At 69.8% G+C, this 22,130-nt stretch carries 21 protein-coding genes; 11 read left to right on the plus strand and 10 right to left on the minus strand.

Annotated features, from left to right (window positions below):
- The 7 genes from AB3M90_RS03500 to AB3M90_RS03530 are packed head-to-tail and all read right to left on the minus strand — an operon-like array spanning position 1 to position 8,268.
- Positions 1-1,179 carry a glycosyltransferase family protein gene (locus AB3M90_RS03500; RefSeq protein WP_412949946.1) on the minus strand — a complete coding sequence of 393 codons (1,179 nt, stop codon included), beginning with the start codon at positions 1,177-1,179 and terminating at the stop codon, positions 1-3.
- Positions 1,176-2,399, minus strand: coding sequence for a glycosyltransferase family protein (locus AB3M90_RS03505; RefSeq protein ID WP_412949948.1), 1,224 nt, complete (start codon positions 2,397-2,399; stop codon positions 1,176-1,178). The genes AB3M90_RS03500 and AB3M90_RS03505 overlap by 4 nt, the downstream gene beginning before the upstream one ends.
- Positions 2,396-3,586 (minus strand): hypothetical protein, encoded by a 1,191-nt coding sequence (locus AB3M90_RS03510; RefSeq protein WP_412949950.1) that lies wholly within the window; start codon positions 3,584-3,586, stop codon positions 2,396-2,398. The genes AB3M90_RS03505 and AB3M90_RS03510 overlap by 4 nt, the downstream gene beginning before the upstream one ends.
- A complete protein-coding gene (locus AB3M90_RS03515; protein ID WP_412949951.1) occupies positions 3,583-5,571 on the minus strand; it encodes an N-acetyl sugar amidotransferase in 1,989 nt (662 codons plus the stop codon). The genes AB3M90_RS03510 and AB3M90_RS03515 overlap by 4 nt, the downstream gene beginning before the upstream one ends.
- Positions 5,571-6,203, minus strand: a complete 633-nt coding sequence (gene hisH, locus AB3M90_RS03520) for an imidazole glycerol phosphate synthase subunit HisH (protein ID WP_412949952.1) — start codon at positions 6,201-6,203, stop codon at positions 5,571-5,573. Before hisH ends, AB3M90_RS03515 begins: the two co-directional genes overlap by 1 nt.
- Complete coding sequence (locus tag AB3M90_RS03525) at positions 6,200-7,312, minus strand: DegT/DnrJ/EryC1/StrS family aminotransferase (protein ID WP_412949953.1); 1,113 nt, start codon at positions 7,310-7,312, stop codon at positions 6,200-6,202. The genes hisH and AB3M90_RS03525 overlap by 4 nt, the downstream gene beginning before the upstream one ends.
- Complete coding sequence (locus AB3M90_RS03530; RefSeq protein WP_412949955.1) at positions 7,309-8,268, minus strand: dTDP-glucose 4,6-dehydratase; 960 nt, start codon at positions 8,266-8,268, stop codon at positions 7,309-7,311. Before AB3M90_RS03530 ends, AB3M90_RS03525 begins: the two co-directional genes overlap by 4 nt.
- A gap of 96 nt (positions 8,269-8,364) precedes the next feature.
- Between AB3M90_RS03530 and AB3M90_RS03535 the strand changes: the two genes are divergently transcribed.
- The 11 genes from AB3M90_RS03535 (at position 8,365) to AB3M90_RS03585 (ending at position 18,593) form a co-directional block, all read left to right on the plus strand.
- Positions 8,365-8,817 carry an acyltransferase gene (locus AB3M90_RS03535; RefSeq protein WP_412949957.1) on the plus strand — a complete coding sequence of 151 codons (453 nt, stop codon included), beginning with the start codon at positions 8,365-8,367 and terminating at the stop codon, positions 8,815-8,817.
- 79 nt (positions 8,818-8,896) lie between these two features.
- A complete protein-coding gene (locus AB3M90_RS03540; protein ID WP_412949958.1) occupies positions 8,897-10,066 on the plus strand; it encodes a glycosyltransferase family protein in 1,170 nt (389 codons plus the stop codon).
- Positions 10,063-11,217: a glycosyltransferase gene (locus tag AB3M90_RS03545; RefSeq protein WP_412949959.1), complete on the plus strand. Its 1,155-nt coding sequence runs from the start codon at positions 10,063-10,065 to the stop codon at positions 11,215-11,217. The genes AB3M90_RS03540 and AB3M90_RS03545 overlap by 4 nt, the downstream gene beginning before the upstream one ends.
- Before the next feature lie 11 nt (positions 11,218-11,228).
- Complete coding sequence (wecB, locus tag AB3M90_RS03550; protein ID WP_412949960.1) at positions 11,229-12,317, plus strand: non-hydrolyzing UDP-N-acetylglucosamine 2-epimerase; 1,089 nt, start codon at positions 11,229-11,231, stop codon at positions 12,315-12,317.
- A gap of 10 nt (positions 12,318-12,327) precedes the next feature.
- Positions 12,328-13,653, plus strand: coding sequence for a nucleotide sugar dehydrogenase (locus AB3M90_RS03555; protein WP_412949961.1), 1,326 nt, complete (start codon positions 12,328-12,330; stop codon positions 13,651-13,653).
- A gap of 70 nt (positions 13,654-13,723) precedes the next feature.
- On the plus strand, positions 13,724-14,860 hold the full coding sequence (gene glf, locus AB3M90_RS03560; RefSeq protein WP_412949962.1) for a UDP-galactopyranose mutase: 1,137 nt from the start codon (positions 13,724-13,726) through the stop codon (positions 14,858-14,860).
- Between the two features lie 10 nt (positions 14,861-14,870).
- The gene (locus AB3M90_RS03565) at positions 14,871-15,662 is read left to right on the plus strand and encodes an ABC transporter permease (protein ID WP_412949963.1); all 792 of its coding nucleotides are present in this window, start codon (positions 14,871-14,873) and stop codon (positions 15,660-15,662) included.
- Positions 15,662-16,396, plus strand: a complete 735-nt coding sequence (locus AB3M90_RS03570; protein WP_412949964.1) for an ABC transporter ATP-binding protein — start codon at positions 15,662-15,664, stop codon at positions 16,394-16,396. The genes AB3M90_RS03565 and AB3M90_RS03570 overlap by 1 nt, the downstream gene beginning before the upstream one ends.
- 84 nt (positions 16,397-16,480) lie before the next feature.
- Positions 16,481-17,437 (plus strand): hypothetical protein, encoded by a 957-nt coding sequence (locus AB3M90_RS03575; protein ID WP_412949966.1) that lies wholly within the window; start codon positions 16,481-16,483, stop codon positions 17,435-17,437.
- 5 nt (positions 17,438-17,442) lie between these two features.
- Entirely contained in the window at positions 17,443-18,045 is a 603-nt protein-coding gene (locus AB3M90_RS03580) for an RNA polymerase sigma factor (RefSeq protein ID WP_412949968.1), read from the plus strand.
- Complete coding sequence (locus AB3M90_RS03585) at positions 18,042-18,593, plus strand: hypothetical protein (protein WP_412949971.1); 552 nt, start codon at positions 18,042-18,044, stop codon at positions 18,591-18,593. The genes AB3M90_RS03580 and AB3M90_RS03585 overlap by 4 nt, the downstream gene beginning before the upstream one ends.
- A gap of 12 nt (positions 18,594-18,605) precedes the next feature.
- Here the strand turns inward: AB3M90_RS03585 and AB3M90_RS03590 are convergent, their stop codons facing one another.
- From AB3M90_RS03590 to AB3M90_RS03600, 3 genes are read right to left on the minus strand one after another with little or no spacing between them, the layout of a single operon-like run.
- A complete protein-coding gene (locus tag AB3M90_RS03590; RefSeq protein ID WP_412949973.1) occupies positions 18,606-19,211 on the minus strand; it encodes a hypothetical protein in 606 nt (201 codons plus the stop codon).
- The gene (locus AB3M90_RS03595) at positions 19,208-20,170 is read right to left on the minus strand and encodes a glycosyltransferase (protein WP_412949975.1); all 963 of its coding nucleotides are present in this window, start codon (positions 20,168-20,170) and stop codon (positions 19,208-19,210) included. The genes AB3M90_RS03590 and AB3M90_RS03595 overlap by 4 nt, the downstream gene beginning before the upstream one ends.
- A complete protein-coding gene (locus AB3M90_RS03600; RefSeq protein WP_412949976.1) occupies positions 20,167-22,077 on the minus strand; it encodes a glycosyltransferase in 1,911 nt (636 codons plus the stop codon). The genes AB3M90_RS03595 and AB3M90_RS03600 overlap by 4 nt, the downstream gene beginning before the upstream one ends.
- Positions 22,078-22,130: the final 53 nt, after the last annotated feature.

Consider the following 22,130-nt stretch of genomic DNA (forward strand, 5'->3'; position numbering starts at 1 on the left):
TCACCCCTCCAGGAAGTGGCGCAGCAGCACGTCGCGGGAGAACGTGCCGTCGTGCAGGCGCCGCACGTACTCCGGCCCGGTCGCCGCGCGGTCACGGTAGTGGTCACGACGGTCGGCGATGTCGCGGAGCACGCTCTCGAGCGAATCGACGGTGACCTCCGGGATGGGCAGCGGCATCCCGGCCCTGCGCTCGACCTCGTCGCGCACCTGCGCGGTGACGTGGGTGAGCACGATGCGCCCGGCGGCCATGGCCTCGCAGGCCCCGACGCCGTAGTCGCCCACCCGGAACTGGTCGAGGATCACGTCGGCATCCTGGAAGACCGCGGGCATGTCCTCATGGGCGACCCCCTCGAGTTCGACGTACTCGATGAGACCCTCGTCGTGCAGACGACGGACGGCCGGCTCGATGAGCCGCGTGCCCTTCACATGGGTCTGCGTCGGGGCGTGCACGACACGCAGCCGTTCGCGCACGAGCGTGGGCCGATCGTTCGACCACCGCTCCGGCTCGATGACGACGCCGAGCAGGTGCGCGCCGGGGAGGTCGGTCAGCAGGCCCGCCGTCGAGACGAGGACCGGGACGTCGAGGTCCGCGATGAGCGCGAGGTTCTCGGCGACGTTCCGCTCGATCTGATCCACCGGCGCCCAGGCGTCCGCACCCGCGCCGAAGTGCGAGTACGGCGTGCTGCGGAGGTGGGTGGAGGGGAGCCGAACGTCGGTGCCGTGCCCGACGATCCCCACCTTCACCCCGGCGTCCTCCAGCAGCGCCACCTGCCGGCGCACGTCGCCGCGGAACATCCCGCCGAGGATCGGGAAGCACGCCTCGATCAGGACGTGCGTGTAGTCGGAGCGGATCACCTCGAGCATCGACCGCTGCCAGGCGCGGGAATGCTCCGACGTGCGCCAGGTGACGAGATGATCCGCCGCATAGCCGAACGGATTGTTCCCGGTGTGCACATAGTTGCGCGCCGAGACCAGCCCGCTGGATTCGGCGGCGCGCGCCCAGCGATAGCCCTGTCCGGCGTAGTTGACGGGGCCGATGAGCAGCCGATACGGCTTGCTGCGGTCGGGGATCGGCGGCGCCGGCACCGTCGCGCCCCGGAGCCGGTCGACACCCGAGGCGATCGCGTCCTGCAGCGGCTTGGGGGCGAGGTGCCACGCGCGCTCGGCGAGGGGGTTCATCGGTGGGGAGCCTCTCGTTCCTCGTCGCCGCCGTCGATCCAGTGCTCGCTCAGCACCCGGGCCGACAGCGTTCCGTCGTGCACGTGCTCCACGAACCGCCGCCCGTCGTCGCGCAGCTCGGAGAGATCGGGCCGGGCCGCGAGGTCGCGGAGCACGACCTCGATGATATCGGCCGTCGCTTCGACGATCGGCAGCCGCTCGCCGGTCTGCCGGGTGATCAGGTCGCGGACTCCCTCGGCGACGTGGCCGACGACGACGCAGCCCGACGCCATCGCCTCGACCGCCGCGACGCCGTAGGAGCCGATCCGCATCTGGTCGATCACCACGTCGGCGCCGGCGAAGATCGCGGGCATCTGCGCCGACGGCACGCCGCGCACCAGTTCGAGCGAGATCACGCCCTCGGCGTCGAGCCGCTCGAGTGCGGGCAGGATGAGCGTCGTGCCCTTCACGGCCGAGACCGAGGGCGCGTGCACGACCCGCAGCGGCCGGTCCGAGGCGCGCTCCGCACGCGGTGCGGCCCAGCGGTCGACGTCGACGACCACCGGGCACCACCGGGCGCGGGGCAGATCCAGCAGCAGGTCGGGTGTGGAGACGAAGTGCGGGCGGCCGCTGTTCTCGATGAGGGCGATGTTGCGGGCCGCGAGGGTCTCGATGCGCGGCACGTAGAGCGACTCGTCGTCGTAGAGCGACCAGGGGTTGTCGCGCCGGTGCCGCGAGGGGAGCCGCACGTCCGTGCCGTGCGCCATGTACGCCACGCTCACCCCGCGCTCCTCGAGAGCGGCGGCCTGCGCCGCGACGGATCGTCCGAGGAGTCGTCCGAACGGCGGCTCCTCGGCCTCGATGAGCACGTGCGTCGCCGTCGCCGCCGCGTCGAACTCCCGCCGCTGCCACTCGGCGTCGTTGTGGTACGTCGACAGCGGCACGATGACATCGGCGTCGAACGCGAATCCGCCGACGACGTCGATCGCCGTGTTGCGTGCGGAGATGCGCGGGTCGCCGGCCTGCAGCGCGCGTGCCCACGCCCGCGCCTGGCCCGAGTAGTTCACGGGGGTGATGAGCACGCGGATCGGGCGGTCGTCGAAGGTCGTGGCGGCCACGGAGCCGGTCGGCGGGGGTGCGCCGTACTGCCGGGCCGCGAGACGCCCGATCGGGCTCGTCGGCGCATCGGCGATGCGGTCGATGAGGGCATTGAGCCACCGGGGGAGACGATTGCGGTTCATCGACCCTCCCGGGCGCTGTTCCCTCCGAGCAGATCCGCGATCGCCCGTCGCGACGCCGAGGCCGACGCGTGGTGCTTCGCCCACTGCCAGCCGCGCTCGGACTGCGCACCCAGCGACTCGGGCTGTCGCACGAGACGGGAGACCACGTCGTGGAGGGTGTCGACGTCGGCGTGCACCCAGGCCTCGTCGGCCTCCGGACCGAGGTCGGGCTCGTCGGCCGACCGCGCGCTCGTGACCAGCACGCAGCGCCGCGCCATCGCCTCGACGCCGAACACCCCGGGCATCGAGGAATAGAACTCGTTGAGGGCGATGTGCGCCTCGTCGAGGGCCGCGAGGACCTCGGTGTGCGGCACGCCGGTCAGTTCGCGATAGTCGACGTGCGGATGCTCGGCGACGATGCGCCGCATGACCTCGCGCACCCGGTCGGTGCCCTTGAGGAGGGGGTTGGAGGGGGCGTGGATCACCACGATCCGCTCGATCGCGTCGAAGCGGTCGGTCGGCCCGGCGAACTCCTCGTCGGGCTGGAAGTACCGGAACGGATGCGTGCGCCCCTGAAGGTACGAGAGCTGATCCTCGCGGGCGTTGAAGACCGTGTCGGCGTGACGCTCGGCGACCTCGGCGCGCACGCGGCGCGCGTCGTCGTAGGCGTCGCTCGCGAACACCGGATCGACGGTCGCGATGATCGAGCCCAGGTTCGGACGGCCGGTGGCGAGCGCGCGCTCGGTCGACAGTCGCGGCGACCGGATGTCGTTGCCGGTGAAGTAGCAGACGATGCGACGGCCGTGCCGCCGGATGAAGCCGAACTCGAACTCCCGCTCGTCGTGGTGACCGGCCAGGAATCCCTGGCCGCCCACGTAGATGAAGCCGCGCGTGCGGTTGAGCAGCCACGCGAGGAGGATCGGACCGCCGTACAGTCGCCGAGCCGTCGCGAGGCGTCCGCCGAGGAGCGTCGACGGCCGCTGGATCACCGCGTCGTACCGCACCCGGTAGAACGGATTGCGCAGGTGCACCGCCGTGTAGCTGTTCGGCAGGGCCTCCGCGATGTGCGTGGCCATCAGGGCGACGTCCTCCGGGCCGACGACCCAGTCGAGTCGCCGGGTGAACAGCGCGAACGGCTTGAACACCCAGTACAGCGTGCGCAGCAGCGCCTTCTGCCTGCGGAAGATCAGGGTCGCGCTGTCGCTCATCGCTTCTTCCGGCGCGGGATGCAGAACTTCACGTAGAAGCTCTTCGGCACCCGGTCGAGCTTCCACATCAGCCAGAAGAACGGACGCAGCAGTTCGAAGCGCCGCTTGTAGGTCGGATAGTCGGTGTACTCCTTCTTCGGCATCGTCATGACGTGCTCGAAGCCGGCGTCGTCGAAGCCGATCCGCTTCTTCACCATCGCGATCAGCTCAGGATCGCCGTGGCGCGGCTCGATGAACTGCGCCGCGGCGAGGCGACGGTCCATCTGGCCGGAGCGGACCAGCGCCGACAGCTCGATCTGACGGAAGTTGATGCCGAAACGCGTCGGCAGGAAGTACGTGTGGTAGAACGCGGTGAAGCGATTCTCGAGGTGGTGACCGCCGTACCACTGCCAGCCGAACTCGTCGGCGAGGAAGCGCTTCGCCTCCTCCTTGTTGTAGTCGATCCAGTAGAGCGGACGCGTCCGCTGGATCCGGCTGAACGCCGACCACTTCACGAAGTTCGCGAAGTCGAGGTTCGGGTAGGTCTTCATCGGCAGCCGGCCGAAGCGCTTGTGCACGCCCTGGATGTAGCCGCCGTCCATGTACAGCCAGCCCATCGGCGAGATGCCCTCGGTGCGGAACGAGTGGCCCTCGACGATGTGGCGGATGCCGTGCTTCTCGGCCGCCCGGTAGAGCACTCCCATGAATCCGATGTCCGTGGGCGCCTCGATGTCCTTGACCCCGGCGAGCATGAACGACCGGTAGATGTCGTCGTACTCGGCGTTGTCGACGACGTAGGTCTCGAGGTCGACGCCGAGCTTGTCGAGCACGGCGAAGATGTTCGACGTGGCGGTCGGGGAGTTCCAGGTGTTGTCGAAGTGCACCGCCAGCGGGCGCACGCCCTTGGAGACCAGCAGGTGGGCGAGGTACGACGAGTCGGTGCCGCCGCTGACGCCCATGATGCAGTCGTACTTCCTGCCCTTGCCCGCGGCCTTGAGCTCGGCGACGAAGCGATCGAGCGCCTTCTCGCTCTCGGGACCGATGGGGTACTGCTTGTCGAGCGAGTCGTGCAGGTGGCAGTAGTAGCAGACGCCGTCGACGTCGAAGGCCGCACCGGGCACGTCCGACGTGATGATGCACCGGCGGCACACCTCGGGGGAGCGGAGGAACTCGTCGGCAGCCGCGGCATCCACCTCCTGGCCGACCTGCGCGGTGACGATCTGCTCGCCGCGGCCGTCGAAGAGGTGGCCGAAGAGAGCGTCGATCTGCGGCCGCGTCGGGTAGTTGATGAGCACGCTCTCCCGGCCGGACTGCATCACGAAGGCCGTGCCGGCGGCGACCGCCGAGGCTCCGGCGTGCTCGATCGGGGCGACGAGGTCGCTGCGCCCGCCGACGCCGCCGTGGGCGATCACCGGCACCGTGGCGATGGCGGCGACGGCGCGGACGAGGTCGAGATCGACGCCCTCCCGCGTGCCCTCGCGGTCGATGCTGGTGACGAGGATCTCGCCGACGCCGATCTCGGTGGCGAGGTCGACCCATTCCTCCACCGTGAACGGAGCGGCGTCCACCCCGCCTCGCGTGTGGATGACGTAGCCGTCGTCGGTGGAGCGCACGTCGATGCTCGCGACGATCGCCTGGGATCCGAGGGCGCGCACCATCTCGCGCACGGCCTGCGGGTGCGTCACGAGCGCGGTGTTCACGATGATCTTCTCGAAGCCCGCGGCGATGATCGCCTGCGCCTGCGCCGCCGTCTCGACGCCTCCGCCGTAGGCCAGGGGGATGAAGGCCTCGGTCGCGATCCGGCTGAGCAGCTCCATCGGAGCCGGCGTGCGGCTCTTCGCCGCGCCGATGTCGAGGATCACGAGCTCGTCGACCTCGAGGTCGTTGAAGATGCTGATCACGTTGACCGGGTCGCCCACGTAGCGGGGGTCGTCGAAGCCGCGCGTCTTCACCAGGCGCTCGCCCTCGAGAAGCAGGACCGGGATCAGCCGGGGATAGACGTGCATCAGACCTCCGCCACCGCGAACTCGCCGAGGAGGGTGAGTCCGTAGCGGTGGCTCTTCTCGGGATGGAACTGGATTCCGATCACGTTGTCGCGCTCGACCGACGAGGCGTAGCGCTCGCCGTAGTCGGTCCAGGTGAGCACGTCGGCGGCGTCATCGGGGGCGACGGCGTAGGAGTGCACGAAGTAGAAGCGGCCGCCGTTGCCGAGCGAGGGTGCGAGCCGTGACGCCTTCGCCGGGACCGCCGCGCTCCACCCCATGTGCGGGACGAGCAGGCGCGAGCCGTCGACCTCGTCGGGGAAGCGGTGGGCGCGTCCGGGGATGAGACCCAGTCCGGGACGCACGCCCTCGTCGCTGCCGTCCATGATCAGCTGCATGCCCAGGCAGACGCCGGCGAGCGGGGTGCGCGTGTCGCGCGCGGCGGTGACGACCGCCTCGCCGAGCCCGGTCGCGCCGAGGCGGTCGACCGCGTGATCGAACGAGCCGACGCCCGGGAGGATGAGTCGTGCGGCATCGAGGACGGCCTGCGGATCGCTCGTCACCTCGGAGGTGCGGCCGACCTTGGCGAGCGCGTTGCGGAGCGAGCCGAGGTTGCCGACCCCGTAGTCGACGATCGTGACATCGGGGCGGGTCATCGTCGCGGGCTCTCCCCGACGCTCAGACGCAGCGCCTCGGCGACCGTGTCGAGATCGTCGTCGGTCAGCTGCGGGTACAGCGGCAGCGTCAGCGCCTGGTGGTGGGCGCGAGTGGTCTCGGGCAGCGCGGCATCCGGGATCGCGAAGCGCTCGCGGAAGTACGGCTGCAGGTGCATGCCGTACGTGCCGAGGGTCGTCTCGACGTCGCGCGTGCGCATGCGGCGGATGACCTCGTCGCGGTCGATGTCGTCGTCGAGGCGGACGACGTACGACTGGAACGTGTGCGCGGTGCCGGCCGGCTCCGTCGGCGCCTGCACGCCGGCGATGCCGGCGACCCGGCTGGTCAGTGCGGCGGCGGCGCGTCGGCGCCCGGAGACGATCTCGTCGATGCGCGTCATCTGGGCGAGTCCGATGGCGGAGTGCACGTCGCTGAGCCGGTAGTTGAAGCCGGCGTCGACGAACTCCATGAACAGCTCGCCGCGGACTGCTCCGTGGGCGCGCAGCACCGAGATGCGGGCCGCCAGGGCGTCGTCGTCGGTCGTGATCATCCCGCCCTCGGCGGTCGTGATGATCTTGCGGGGGTGGAACGAGTACACCCCTGCGGTGCCGAGCGTGCCGGCGTGCCGGCCGTCGTACGTGCCGCCCAGCGCGCACGCCGCGTCTTCGAGGACGGGGAGCCCGCGACGCTCGGCGACCGCGGTGATCGCGTCCATGTCGGCGCACAGGCCGAAGGCGTGCACCGGCATGATCGCGCGCGTGCGGTCGGTGATCGCCGCCTCGAGGAGCGCGGGATCGAGGTTGAAGGTGGCCGCGTCGATGTCGACGAAGACCGGGATCGCGCCCTGCTGGATCACCGCGTTCGCCGTCGCCGGGAAGCTGAAACCGGGGATGACGACCTCGTCGCCCGGTTGCACCCCGAGCGCGACGAGCGCCAGGTGCAGGCCGGTGGTGGCCGAGCTGACGGCGGCGGCATGCCGGGCGGAGGTGTACGCGCGGATCGAGTCCTCGAACGCCGCGGTCTTGGCGCCCTGCGTGAGATAGCCCGATTCGATGACCTCGCGGACCGCGTCGACCTCCGGGGCGCCGGTGAGCGGGACGTTGAGCCTCATGAGAGGACCGACGTGTACCACTCGACCGTCTGTCCGAGCGCGTCGTCGGTGAGGCGCGGCGACTGGTGGCCGAGGAGGGACTCGAGCTGGGCGACGTCGGCGAGGTGCCGACGCACATCGCCCGGGCGCTCCTCGGTGTGGACGACCGGATGATCCGGGCGCCCCATGAGGCCGAGGATGCGACGGATGAGCTCGTTGACCGAGGTCTCGACACCGGTCGCGAGATTCAGGACCTTGCCCCGGCAGGCGTCGGAGTCGTGCACCTGGGCGATCAGGTCGGCGGTGTCCTTGACGAAGATGAAGTCGCGCGTCTGCTCGCCGTCGCCGAACACCTCGATCGGCACGCCGTCGAGGACGCGGCGCACGATGATCGGCACGATACCGGCGTACGACCCGGGGTTCTGGCGCGGGCCGATGTTGTTGAACGGGCGGATGACGGTCGCGTCGATCCCGAAGGTCTGCACGTACGACTCGATGATGTGGTCGGCGGCCGACTTGCTCGCGGCGTAGGGCGTGATCGCGTCGTGCGGGTGGCCCTCGTCCATCGGGATGTAGCGGGCCGAGCCGTAGGCCTCGGAGCTGGAGACGTGGATCAGGCGCTCGACCAGTCCGCGCCGGGCGATCTCGCAGAACGTCGTGGCGATGCCCACGTTGGTCTGCACCGTCCATGCCGGGTAGGTCAGCGACGTCGGCAGCGGGATCACCGCGAGGTCGAACACCGTGTCGATCTCGTGCGTCGTGACGACGTCCTGCATGGCGGCGAGATCCGAGGCGTCGAGCCGGATGATGTCGAGGTCGGGTCGGGCGGCCCGTGCGGCGTCCAGGTTGTCCATGCTGCCGAGGAAGAAGTTGTCGACCACCGTGATGCGCCGCGGTTCGTCGCGGATGAGCCGGTCGACGAGATGACTCCCGATGAATCCAGCGCCGCCGGTGATCAGGATGGATTGTGAACGCACAGACATGGATTCGAGTTCTCTCGGTAGCGAGCTCCCATGGCAGCACGGAAGCGGACAGACTGCTACGTATCATATGGGATGGAGGTGCGCCGAACCGTGAGAGAGCCCGCTGAGTCGCCGAACGCCGGAGTGCCCGACTGGCACGGCATCGCCCCCAACCGATACAACCCGCACGCCTGGATCGTGGGCGAGCCGGAGATCGGCGAGGGCGTGTGGATCGGGGCGTTCACCGTCATCGACGGCAGCGGGGGGCTCGTGATCGGCGACGGCTGCGACATCTCGGCCGGCGTGCAGATCTACACCCATTCGACGGTGGAGCGATGCCTGAGCGAGCGGGCGCGCGACATCCGCCGCGCCCCCACCACCATCGGCTCGAACGTCCACATCGGCGCCAACGCCGTGGTGCTGATGGGTGCCGACATCGGGCACCACAGCGTCGTCGCCGCCGGCGCGGTGGTGACCGAGAACACCGTCGCTCCGCCGTACAGCGTGCTGCGGGGGGTGCCGGCGCGGGTGCATCCCGAGGCGGCCAGACGCTTCGTGGACTGAGGCCGGCGCGCTCCCGCCGCTCGGGGCGGCCGTGCGGCGTCGTGCCAGGATGGAGGGCGACTTCGAAGGAGCACGATCCATGACCCGACGACGGCCACGACCTCGGCTGCTGATCCTCTCGTTCTTCGACATCAGCGTCGACCCGCGCGTCATGAAGCAGGTGCGCCTCTTCGCCCGCGACTACGACGTCACCACGTGCTCGCCCGGGCCGCTGCCCCACCCCGATGTGGCGCACATCCCGCTCGACGAGTCATGGGTGCCGGACCGCGGTCGCATCGGCAATCTCGTCGACGACGTGGCGCGCGAGCGCGAGTGGTTCCGGTGGTCCTATCGTCAGACCCCGATCGTGAAGCAGGCGAGGAGGAAGCTGCGCGGACGCCGGTTCGACGTGGCCATCGCCAACGATGCGGATGCCGTCGGCGTCGCATCCGCGATCGTGGGGGCGTCGCGCGTGCACGCCGATCTGCACGAGTTCTTCCCCGGCCTCCCGCAGCCCGAGGGGCTGTTGGGCGACCGGCAGCGACGCTACTGGACCTGGCTGGTGCGCAGGCACTGCGCCGCCGCGGCATCCGCGACGACCGTCGGCGCCGAGATCGCCCGCCGCTACGCGGAGTACGGGGTGACGCCCGGTGTGGTCACGAACGCCACGCACCGTCGCGATCTGCCGGTGCGCGCCACCGGCACCCCCCTCCGCCTCGTGCACAGCGGGAATCCGTTCCGCGACCGCGGTCTCGGCGAAATCATGCGGGCGGTCGCGGCCTCGACGAGCGAGGTGACGCTCGACCTCTACCTGATGACGCACAATCAGGTCGAGCTCGCCGCCGTCGTCGAGCTGGCCGATGCGCTCGGCGATCGCATCCGCGTCCTCGAGCCGGTCGGCCAGGACGAGCTCGTCGAGACCCTCAACCGCTACGACGTCGGCATCCACGTCCTCCCGCCGACGAGCGAGAACAACTCGCTGGCGCTGCCCAACAAGTTCTTCGACTTCGTGCAGGCGCGCCTGGCGATCATCGTCGGACCGTCGCTGGAGATGGCCCGCATCGTGCGCGAGCACGGACTCGGCATCGTCACCGACGACTTCAGCGAGGAGAGCATCCGTCGCTCCCTCGACGCTCTGACGCCTGACGCGGTCGATGCCGCGAAGCGAGCGGCGGATGCCGCCGCGCACACGCTCTCGGCCGAGTCGCAGGTCGACGTGTGGAGCGATGCCGTGGCCGCGATCGTCTCGCGTCGCGGGGTGCGCTCGTGACCGCCTCGGTGCTCGTGTCGTCGTTCACCGACATCTCGAAGGACCCGCGGGCCATCAAGCAGGTCGAGGCGGCCGTCGAGCGCCACGCGGTGACGACGTGCTCGTTCGGCCCTCCGCCGCATCCGTCGGTCGAGCACATCGAACTCGACCCGGCGGGGAGCTACCCCACGAACCGTGTCATGCAGCAGGTCGACGCCTTCGCCCGGAAGCGGGAGATCTTCCGCTGGACCCACGACCGCATCCCCTACGTCCGCGAGGCCCGACGGGCGCTGCGCGGACGGCGCTTCGACGCCGTGATCGCCAACAACGCCGATGCGGCGCTCGCCGTCCGGCCGGTGGTCGGAGGGGTGCCGATGCACATCGACCTCCACGAGTACTTCCCGGGCCTCGTCTTCGACGACGGCACCGCCGAGGCGCGGCGGCAGCAGCGCTATCTCGACTGGCTCCTGCGCCGGGTCGTCCCGTTCACGACGTCGTCGTCGGCCGTCTCGCCGCTGATCGCGCAGCGGTATCGCTCCCTCGGTCTCGATCCCGAGGTCATCACGAACGCCGGCCCCTCGCTCGCGCTCGCCCCCGGTGAGGTCGGATCGCCGATCCGGCTGGTGCACAGCGGCAACGCCCAGCCGGGCCGGGGACTGCGTCAGCTCGTGCGGGCGGTCACCCGCACGCGTACCGACGTGACCCTCGATCTGTACCTGGTGCCCAACGACGTGCGGTTCCACACCGAACTGTCCGGTCTCGCCGCCGAGGCGGGGGAGCGCGTCGCCCTGCATCCGCCGGTTCCCCGCGAGGCGCTCGTGCCGACGCTGAACGGGCGCGACGTCGGCGTGTTCGTCCTCCCGCCGACCACGGAGAACGGCGAGCTCGCCCTGCCCAACAAGTTCTTCGACTTCGTGCAGGCGCGGCTCGCCGTGATCGTCGGGCCGTCTCCGGAGATGGCCGACCTCACCCGACGGCACGGACTCGGCGTCGTGACCGACGACTTCACCGAGGACGCCCTCGTGGCGGCGCTCGACCAGCTCACGCCCGAGGGCGTGCGCGCGGGCAAGCAGGCGGCCGACCACGCCGCCGTCGCCCTGTCGGGCGACGCGCATCGGTCGCAGTGGGAGGGCATCCTCGAGCGGCTCACCGGGACGACCGCGTCGGCCTAGGCTGTCTTACCGTGAAGATCCTCAGCGTCGTCGGCGCGCGTCCGCAGTTCGTCAAGCTCGCGCCGATCCACCGGGCGGCCGTGGCGGCGGGCGTCGAGCATGTCATCGTGCACACCGGTCAGCACTACGACCCGATGCTCTCCGACGTCTTCTTCGACGACCTCGGCATCGCGGCGCCCGATGTGCACCTCGGCGTCGGCAGCGGTTCCCACGGCGTGCAGACCGGGGCCATGCTCGGAGCCCTGGATGCCGTCTTCGACGAGCACCGCCCTGACTGGGTGCTGGTGTACGGCGACACGAACTCCACCGTCGCCGCCGCGCTGAGCGCCGTGAAGATGCACATCCCGGTCGCCCACCTCGAGGCGGGGCTGCGCAGCTTCAACCGCCGGATGCCGGAGGAGCACAACCGCGTGCTGACCGACCACGCCGCCGATCTGCTGCTGGCGCCCACCGAGGTCGCCGTGGGCCATCTGACCGACGAGGGCCTCGCCGCCCGCACGGAGCTGGTCGGCGACGTCATGACCGACGTGCTGCTCGAGGTGCGCGACCGGGTGGCTGGTGCGCCCTCCGCCCTCGTGGCCGAACTCGGCCTGGACGAGGGGGGCTACTACCTGGCCACCATCCATCGCGCCGAGAACACCGACGACCCGGCCCGCCTGGCCGAGATCGCGGCCGCGCTGGGATCGCTCGACAAGCCGGTGATCCTGCTGGCCCATCCGCGGGTCGTGGCGAGGGCGGCCGCTCAGGGCGTCGCGCTGACCCAGGGGGCGCTGATCGCGCATGCTCCGCTGGCGTACCCCGAACTCATCGCCGCCGCGCTGTCGAGCGCCGGGGTCGTGACAGACTCCGGCGGACTGCAGAAGGAGGCGTTCCTGCTGCGGGTGCCGTGCACGACCATCCGCACCGAGACGGAGTGGGTCGAGACCGTTCAGCTCGGATGGAACGTGCTGGCCGGCACCGCCGAGGAGATCGCCGCCGGGGTGAGCCGTGGGCGACCCGACGACACCGACGCCGCCCCCTACGGCGACGGACGCGCCGCCGAGCGCGTCATCGCGGTGCTCGACGCAGCGCGTGCGAACGGCCCGGTCGCCGCGCCATAGACTACTCCTCATGCGTATCGCCGTCGTGGCCCTCGGAAAGATCGGCCTCCCTCTCGCTCTGCAGTTCGCCGACCGCGGTCACGACGTGATCGGCGTCGACGTGAACCCGGCCCTCGTGGACGCCGTGAACCAGGGCGTCGAGCCGTTCCCGGGCGAGGCCGGACTGCAGGAGAAGCTGACCGCGGCGCTCGCCGCAGGGCGCCTGCGCGCGACGACCGACTACGCCGAGGCGATCCCGTCGGCCGAGGCCGTCGTGGTGGTCGTGCCGCTGTTCGTGAACGAGGAGACGGCCGAGCCCGAGTTCGGCTGGATGGATCAGGCCACGCGATCGCTCGCCGAGCACCTGCGTCCGGGGACGCTCGTGTCGTACGAGACGACGCTCCCGGTCGGCGTCACCCGCGGGCGGTGGAAGCCGATGCTGGAAGAGGTCTCCGGGCTCACCGAGGGCGAGGACTTCCACGTGGTGTTCTCGCCCGAGCGCGTGTACTCCGGGCGCATCTTCGCCGACCTGCGCAAGTACCCCAAGCTCGTCGGAGCGCTCTCCGACGAGGGCGCCCGCCGCGCGGTCGACTTCTACGAGGCGGTGCTCGAGTTCGACGACCGCCCCGACCTCGCGCGTCCGAACGGCGTGTGGGATCTCGGCAGCGCCGAAGCCGCCGAGATGGCGAAGCTCGCAGAGACGACCTACCGCGACGTGAACATCGGGCTCGCCAACGAGTTCGCGCTGTTCGCCGGCGCCAACGGCATCGACGTGTACCAGGTGATCGAGGCGTGCAATTCGCAGGTGTTCAGCCACATCCACAAGCCGGGCATCGCGGTGGGCGGCCACTGCATCCCCGTCTACCCCAAGCTCTACCTCTCCACCGACCCCGACGCCGACATCGTGCGCACCGCCCGTCGCGTCAACGAGTCCATGCCCGAGCGCCTCGTCGCCCAGGCCGAGGGCATCCTCGGCTCGCTCGACGGACTGCGTGCCGTGGTGCTCGGCGCGAGCTACCGCGGCGGGGTGAAGGAGACCGCGTTCTCGGGCGTCTTCCCGACCGTGGCGGCCCTCGAGCTGCGCGGCGCCGTGGTCCAGGTGCACGACCCGCTCTACAGCGACGAGGAGCTGCGCCGGCTCGGCTTCGAGCCCTACGCGCTCGGTGACGACATCGACCTCGCGGTGCTGCAGACCGACCACGCCGACTACCGCGAGCTCGAGCCGGCGCAGCTGCCCGGTGTCAGGCTGCTGGTCGACGGCCGTGCCGCGACCGACGCCGCCCGGTGGGCGGGCACGCCGCGCATCGTGGTGGGCACCGCCGCCGAGGTGATGGCCACGGCCGGCGCCGCGAGCTGACGGCATCCGCCCGCGGCGGGCCCGGCCCGCCGGTCCGAGCTCACAGGCGGGCGCCGATACGATGGAGCACATGGATCTTCTCGTCGTCGGGTCGGGTTTCTTCGGCCTCACCATCGCTGAGCGCGCCGCAGAGGCCGGCCGCAAGGTGACCGTCATCGACCGCCGCCACCACATCGGCGGCAACGCCTACAGCGAGGCGGAGCCCGAGACGGGGATCGAGGTCCACCGGTACGGGGCGCATCTGTTCCACACGTCCAACGCGACGGTCTGGGAGTACGTCAACCGGTTCACGACGTTCACGAACTATGTCCACCGCGTGTACACCACGCACAAGGGCACGGTCTTCCCGATGCCCGTCAATCTCGGCACCATCAACCAGTTCTTCCAGTCCGCCTACACGCCCGACCAGGCGCGTGCGCTCGTGAAGGAGCAGGCGGGGGAGTTCGACGTGAAGACAGCGTCGAACTTCGAGGAGAAGGGCATCGCCCTGGTCGGGCGCCCGCTGTTCGAGGCGTTCTTCCGCGACTACACCGCGAAGCAGTGGCAGACCGATCCGCAGAGGCTCTCGGGCGACATCATCAGCCGGCTGCCGGTGCGGTACACCTACGACAACCGCTACTTCAACGACACCTGGGAAGGTCTGCCCACCGACGGCTACACCGCGTGGCTGGAGCGCATGGCCGATCACCCGAACATCGAGGTGAAGCTGAACGTCGACTACTTCGACGAGACCCAGCCGTTGAACCGGAAGGCGACCGTCGGCCAGGTGCCCGTGGTGTACACGGGCCCGGTCGATCGCTACTTCGACTACGCCGAGGGCGCGCTCAGCTGGCGGACGCTCGACTTCGAGCAGGAGGTCCTCCCGACGGCCGACTTCCAGGGCACCAGTGTCATGAACTACCCCGACATGGACGTGCCGTACACGCGTATCCACGAATTCAAGCACTTCCACCCGGAGCGCAAGGAGATCTTCGCGCAGGACAAGACGGTGATCATGCGGGAGTTCTCGCGTTTCGCCGACCGCGGCGACGAGCCGTATTACCCGGTCAACACCGCGAGCGACCGCGAGGGCCTGCTGGCCTATCGGGAACTGGCGAAGGGCGAGAAGGACGTGCACTTCGGGGGCCGCCTCGGCACCTACCAGTACCTCGACATGCACATGGCCATCGGCTCGGCGCTGTCGCTGTGGAACAACACTCTCTCCTAGACTCATCATCGTGAGTCACGCTGCTGTCGGGGCGCCCGGGACGCCCCGGCGCTATCTGCATTCGCTGTGGCTGCTGTCTGCCCGTGACCTCAAGGTCCGCTACGCGACGAGCTTCCTCGGCTACCTGTGGTCGGTGCTCGATCCGCTCGTGATGAGCGCGATCTACTGGTTCGTCTTCACGCAGGTGTTCCACCGCACCGTGGGCGAAGACCCGTACATCGTCTTCCTCATCGTGGCGCTCCTGCCGTGGGTGTGGTTCAACACGTCGGTGTCGGACTTCACCCGGGCGTTCAAGAAGGACTCCCGTCTCGTGCGCTCCACCGCCATCCCGCGGTCGATCTGGGTGAACCGCATCGTGCTGAGCAAGGGGATCGAGTTCCTCTTCTCGCTCCCGGTGCTGGTGCTCTTCGCCGTCTTCAGCGGGGCGACGGTCACCTGGATGCTGCTGTGGTTCCCGGTCGCGGTGATCCTGCAGACGGCGCTGCTGGTGGGCCTCGGACTGCTGGTCGCGCCGCTGTGCGTGCTCTACGCCGACCTCGAGCGCACCACGGCGCTGATCCTGCGGGCGCTCTTCTACGCCTCGCCGGTCATCTACAGCTTCCAGGACCTTCCGGCGCCGTTCGACACGATCGGGGCCTTCAATCCGCTCGCGGGTATCTTCACCCTCTACCGGGTGGGCTTCTTCCCGGAACTCTGGCAGACCACGCCGGTGGTGATCAGCGCGGTGATGTGCCTCGCGATCCTCGCCCTGGGCGCGTGGACCTTCCGGAGCCTGGAGCGTCCCGTGCTGAAGGAGCTGTGATGTCGTCGGCCATCGAGGTGCGCGGTCTCGGCGTCCACTTCCGGCGCAACCGCCGCGGGCGCCGCAGCTTCAAGGATCTCTTCGCCGGCGCCTCCCGCCGTTCGCGTCCCGGCGAGTTCTGGGCGCTGCGCGACGTGTCGTTCACGGTGCAGCCGGGGGAGTCGATCGGAGTCGTCGGCCGCAACGGGCAGGGCAAGTCGACACTGCTGCGACTGGTGGCGAAGGTGCTCCTCCCCGATGAGGGCAGCGTGAGCGTGGGCGGCGGGGTCGCGCCGCTCATCGAGATCACCGGCGGATTCGTGGGCGATCTCACCGTCCGCGAGAACGTGCGCCTGACGGCCGGACTGCACGGGATGTCGCGCGACGAGGTCACGCGACGCTACGACGACATCATCGCCTTCGCCGAACTCGCCGGTTTCGAGGAGACGCCCTACAAGCATCTGTCGAACGGCATGAAAGTGCGCCTCGCGTTCTCGGTGGTCTCGCAGCTCGATGAACCCATCCTGCTCGTCGACGAGGTGCTGGCCGTCGGCGACAAGGCGTTCCGCGACAAGTGCTATCGCCGCATCGACGAGCTGCTTGCCGAGGGCCGCACGCTGTTCTTCGTGAGCCATAACGAGCGCGACCTGCGTCGGTTCTGCACCCGGGGCCTCTACCTCGACAAGGGGGCGCTGGTGCTCGATGCGCCCATCGCCGAGGTGCTCGAGCGATATAACGCCGACTACGGCACCTGACCCCTCCGTGTCACGGTGCGCCTCGTCGCGACACTTCTCTGTGAGGGCGCATCTGCGTCTTCCGGAGATCGTGAGGTGGTCGGTGTGGCGAGGTCGATCGCGGGGCGTGCACGCGGGGTCGCGGTGCTGGTGGTGGTGACGGTGCCGGTGGTGGTGACGGTGCTGGTCGTCGCGGGGTGCGCGACGCCAGGCGCAGAGAAGGTGCGAGAAGGGGGAGCCCTCGGTGCCGCGATCTCGTCGACGTTCATGACGGAGGCCTCGGGGTCGGTCATCGAACGCGACGGGCAGACGAGACTGTGCTTCGGGGTGCTGCAGTCGAACCCGCCCGTCTGCGGCGGCGGGGTCGAGCTGAGCGGGTGGGACTGGGAAGCCGTCGAGGGGAAGTACGAGGCGCACGCCGGCGTGCGCTGGGGCGACTTCACGGTGACGGGAGCCTACGACTCGGACGCCGAGACCCTCGCCGTCGTCTCGACGGGGCCGATCGCCGCGACGCCGACGACCGATCCGCGAGGGCCGATCCTGCCTTCTCGCTGCCCGGCGCCGGACGGCGGATGGAAGATCGTCGACGAGACCAGAGCGTCGTCCGAGGCGTTGCACGCTGCGACCGGCACGATCATGAGCATGGAGGGATTCGGCACGATGTGGATCGACCGCAGCGAGATCCCGACCGTGCCGCCCGGGACGGATACCCTCGAGGAGATGCGGCTCGACGCGGTGCATGCGGGGCTTTCGATCCTCAATGTCGGGGTGCGATCGGATCCGGCATCCGCGGAGGAGAGGATCCGTGACGTCTGGGGAGGAGCCCTCTGCGTGTTCTCCGTCGCGTACACCGCTACGGAGCTGAACGCGCGCGTCCAGGCGATCGTGGGGGATCCTCGGAGGATGACGGAGCAGCAGATCATGACGGTGGGGCCGGATGCGCTGACCGGCGTCATCACGGTCCAGGTCGTCCACGACGTGGACGGCGCATTGCAACGCGAGATGGATCAGCAGTACGGACCCGGCGCCGTCGTGGTCTCCTCGATCCTCGTTCCGCGCTGAAGACCGTGAGCGATACCGAGCAGGGCATGGACAGCGGCGACGCCGACGTCTGGGAGGCGGCACGCGCCGGCGACGCCGACGCCTTCGCCGCCGTCTTCGATCGGCACGTCGACCGCGTGCACCGACACGCGGGCCGATTCACCCGCTCGCGTGAGGATGCCGAGGACGTCACCGCGATGGTGTTCCTCGAGGCGTGGCGGCTGCGCTCTCGCGTGCGGGTCGTCAACGGCTCGGTGATCGGGTGGTTGCTCGTCACGGCGACCAACATCGCGCGCAACAGCGCCCGCACCAGGATGCGGCATGACCGGCTCCTCCGACGGCTCCGGCCCGAAGTCGTCCCCGACCATGCGGAGGAGGTGCTCGATGCCGAGACGCGCTCGCATCGCCGAGGTGAGGTGGAGGCCGCATTCGCCCGGCTGAGCGCGTCGGATCAGGAGATCCTCGCGCTCTGCGTGATCGAGGAGGTGGCCCCTGTCGACGCGGCTCGGCTGCTGCGACTGCCCGCCGGAACCGTGCGCACGCGACTCAGTCGCGCGAAGGAGCGACTGCGCGTCGCGATGACGGAGCTCGTCCCGGATACCCGGGCGGGCGGGAAGGAGGCGACATGAGCGGAAGCGGAGGAGGGATCGATCCGGAGTTCCGGGCTCGGCTCAGAGAGACCCTGGTCGCCCAGGCGACGGGCGATCGACCGGTGCGACGCGGGACGCGCATCGTGTGGGGCCTTGCCGCCGGCGCCTGCCTGGTCGCCGGGGGTGCCACCGCTGCGGTCATCTCCGATCATGCATCGGAGTCCGAGGCCGGCGGCCTCGAGATGCGCTCGGTGGAGGTGGTCTGCGCAGCCGTCGCCGGACCGGTCGAGCCGCTGTCCGGATCCGGCGGGGCGCTCTCGGAGCCGCGCGGCATCACGGCCTCGGTCCTGGTCCCCACGGGAGCGGACGCGTCGACCGAGCTGATCGAGGAATGTGCGCGACTGTGGGAGGTAGGGTCGCTCCGCGGAGTGGAGTTCCAGATCAGCGGCCCGCAGAGCGCTCCGGAGAGCACGCCCGCATGGGCGCTGTGCAGCCTCCTCGACGGCGCACCCGTCGTGATCCCGGCATCCGACTGCGTCTCCGCAGGCATGGTCGACTGGACCGAAGAGGGTCGATCAGGGTCGTGATCCGACCCGCGCTCAGAGCCCGACGATGCTCCGCAGGTTCTCGGCCTCGGCACGCGCCGCCGCCGCGGCATCCGTGAGCGATGCGCCCGACGACGCCGCCGACGCGAGGTCGGAGAGTCGCTGCGCGTAGGCCGCCACTCCGCTGCGCCAGGCGCCCTCGATCGACGACGGGGCGACCGAGTCCGACAGGCGCTGCGCGTCCTGTCGCAGGGTGTCGATGAGCGGCGAGGCGTCGGAGCCGCTCTCCCCGGCCACGAGGTCGAGCACACGCACCGCGTCGTCGAGCCACAGCTGGACCTTGCCGCGGAACACCTCGACGCTCGGGTCTCCCGCCGGAGGAGCGGTGACCACCGGCTCGGGGGTCGGCTCCGCCGTCGCGGTCGGCGTGGGTGTCGGGCTCGGCGACGCCGAGGGAGTGGTGCTCCGCGTCGGCGTCGCGCTCGGCTCGGGGCCGGCGGAATCGGCACGGGGGATCAGCAGGAAGAGCAGCACCCCGACGATGGCGAGGGCGGCCACGGAGAGGCCGACGATCAGCCAGATGCGACCCGTCCTCTTCGGCGGCGCCGGCAGGGGCGCCCACCGCAGCTCCGGCTGCTGCTGCTGCTCGTCCATCGTCATGCCTCCAGGGGTTCCATCGGCCGCCACGAGCGATCGCGACCCGCCTTGCCGCCGTCGCGGATGCCGCGGAAGAGGTTGCTCGTGCCGCGCACGGTGCGCTCCACGAAGACCAGGCGGATCAGCTCCTTGACGAACGTCGCCGCGGTCCCGAGACCGAACAGGACCGGATGGTACACGCCGTGCACGCGGTAGTACTGCTTGATGAAGCCGCGGTTGCGCATGATGTAGTAGCGGTAGGCGTTGCTCGAGGCGTTCATGTGACGGATGCCCATGTCCCACTGCCGGATCTCGCGCGTGCGGCGCAGCACGAACTCGTCGACGATCACGGCCGTGGTGCGGCGCGAGGCGAGCCAGCCGTACATCTGGTCATCCCAGTAGATGAAGAACCGAGGGTCGGGCAGCCCGATCTGGGTGACGATCGACCGGTGGATGAACATCCCCTCGAAGCATCCGCTGTTCATCTCCTTGTAGCCCGACTCGTCGAAGCCGGACGGCGCGAACGGGATGGGGATCCCCATCCGCTCGGCGATCCGGTACTGCCAGTAGAACTCGCTGCCGTCGTAGTCGACGCGGCGTCCCTGGATGCTCTTGAAGCGCGGGGCCCAGCGGCCCATCTTGGCGAGGCCGTCGGGAAGGACCTCGACGTCGTCGTCCATCATCCAGATCCACTCGGACCCGAGCTCGTACGCCGTGCGCATGCCCTCGCTGAAACCGCCGGAGCCTCCGGTGTTCGTCTCGAGGCGGCGGTACACGATCTCGGTCCCGATGCTGTCGCGGAAGGACTCCACCACGGCCGTGGTGTCGTCGGCCGACGCGTTGTCGATGATGACCACGCGGCCGGGCTTCGGGTCCATCGCCGAGATGCTGGTCAGGAGGCCCGACAGCAGGTGCGAGCGGTTGAAGGTGACGATGACTATCGTCGCGGTCGTGGGATCGAACGAAGCGGGCGCCGCGGTCATGCCTTCTCCTCGAAGATCTGCTGCCAGGACTGGAGGGACACGAGCTCCGGAAGCGCCTCGCGGTAGCGCTGCTGCAGTTCCGGCCACCGGCGGCGCAGTTCGGCATGCAGGCGGATGCTGTCGCGCAGGAGGCGCCGGTACTGACGGCGGTCGCGGGTGTAGATGTTCTTGCCCGAGCCGTCGGCGGCGCTGACGAGCACGCTGTCGAAGACCGGCACCCGCCACCACCACGCGTCCTCCTTGCCGAACTCGACCTGCGGCTGCGCCACGTTGGCCGGGTCGGGGCGATGCAGCCAGTGCCGCACCAGGGTCGACAGCGTGAACCACCGCAGCCGCAGACCGGTGGGGTTGTCGAGGTCGTTCTTGGAGAGCTGCTGGAAGACCTGTCGTCCGTGGCGGGAATGCAGCACGGTCGACGGGTCGAGGTGCACCGTCGTCTCGGGGTAGTCGGCGGCCAGCGCACGCGCCGCGGGCATGGCCGTGCCGATGTTGCGGCGCATGTGGCCCGGGCCCGAGAGCACGTCGCGCAGAGCGCGCGCGCGGAGAGCGACGGGGTAGTACTGCATCATCATCAGATGCTTGAGGTCGACCCGGCGGCTGTGCACGAGCAGGCGGCCGCCGCGCGGCTCCTCGGAGTGCAGCAGACCGGCGACGATCCGGTTCCGGGCGTGGAAGTACGCCTGCCAGTCGATGGTGTCGTCCTTGTTCACCCACGAGACGTGCCAGAGCGCCACACCGGGCATCGACACCGTGGGGAAGCCGGCCTCGCCGGCACGGAGGCAGAACTCCGCGTCATCCCACTTGATGAACGCCGGGAGCGCCAGACCCACCTCGCGCACGGCGTCGAGTGGGATGAGGCACATCCACCAGCCGTTGTAGTCGGCGTCCATGCGCATGTGCAGCAGGGTCGACTGGCGCAGGTTCGAGACGCCGAAGTCGTGGGGCATCTTCTCCTGATAGAGGTTGCGCCACATGAAGGGGGCCTGGTCGACCACCTCGGCCCAGCCGTGCAGCTTGGGTCGATCGAGCAGGTCGAACATGTGTCCGCCGACGAGCACCGGCGACGTGGCGAACCGCCCGAACACGATCGATCGTCGCAGCGACTCGGGTTCGAGCCTCACGTCGTCGTCGAGCAGCTGCACGAAGTCGCTCTCGGGACGCTCCAGCGACTCCTTCATCGCGCGCGCGAAACCGCCGGAACCCCCGAGGTTCGGCTGACGGATGACCTGCAGCGTGTCGCCCAGCCGCTCCGCGACCTCGGTGTAGCCCTCCTGCTCGGCGACGAGCTGCGTGCCCTGATCGACGAGGAAGACGCGGTCGACGAACTCCAGCGCGTCGGGCGACGCGGCGAGGGCGCGCAGCGTCTCGACGCAGTAGTCGGGCTTGTTGTACGTGGTGATGCCCAGCGACGCCTTGCCCGAGCGCTTCGGCTCCTGCTCCGTCGTCCATTCGGCGCCCTCGAGGACCGCCGGCTTCTCGTCGGCGACGATGTCGAACCAGATCCAGCCGCCGTCGCTGTACTGCGTGAGGGTGAGGTCGAAGCTGGTCGTCGCCTCTCCCGTCACCTCGCGGGTCGCGACGCGCTGGCGGATGCCCGAGCCGTTCGAGCGGTACACGAGGATGGTCGCGGGGCCGGTCGTGCGCACGGTGAGGCGCACGTCGCGCACGCTGGTCCAGTGCTGCCAGTACGACGCGGGGAAGGCGTTGAAATAGGTTCCGAGCGAGACGCGACGGCCGGCGACGATGCGCGCGCGATGCCGGCCCAGGATGTTGCCGAGGTGCGCGCGGTTCGACACGCGCACGGGCTCGTTCTCGATGACCGACCAGGTCTCGGGGTCGGCGTAGAGGGGGAGCAGATCGGGGTCGCGATCAAGTGGGAAGACGACGTTCTGAAGGACGTGGGCCACTGGGGAGTTCTCCGATGTTGATGCCGCAGACCGCTGCCGACCAGGGCAGCGCG

The organism is Microbacterium martis, from assembly GCF_047246685.1.
Classification (GTDB): domain Bacteria; phylum Actinomycetota; class Actinomycetes; order Actinomycetales; family Microbacteriaceae; genus Microbacterium.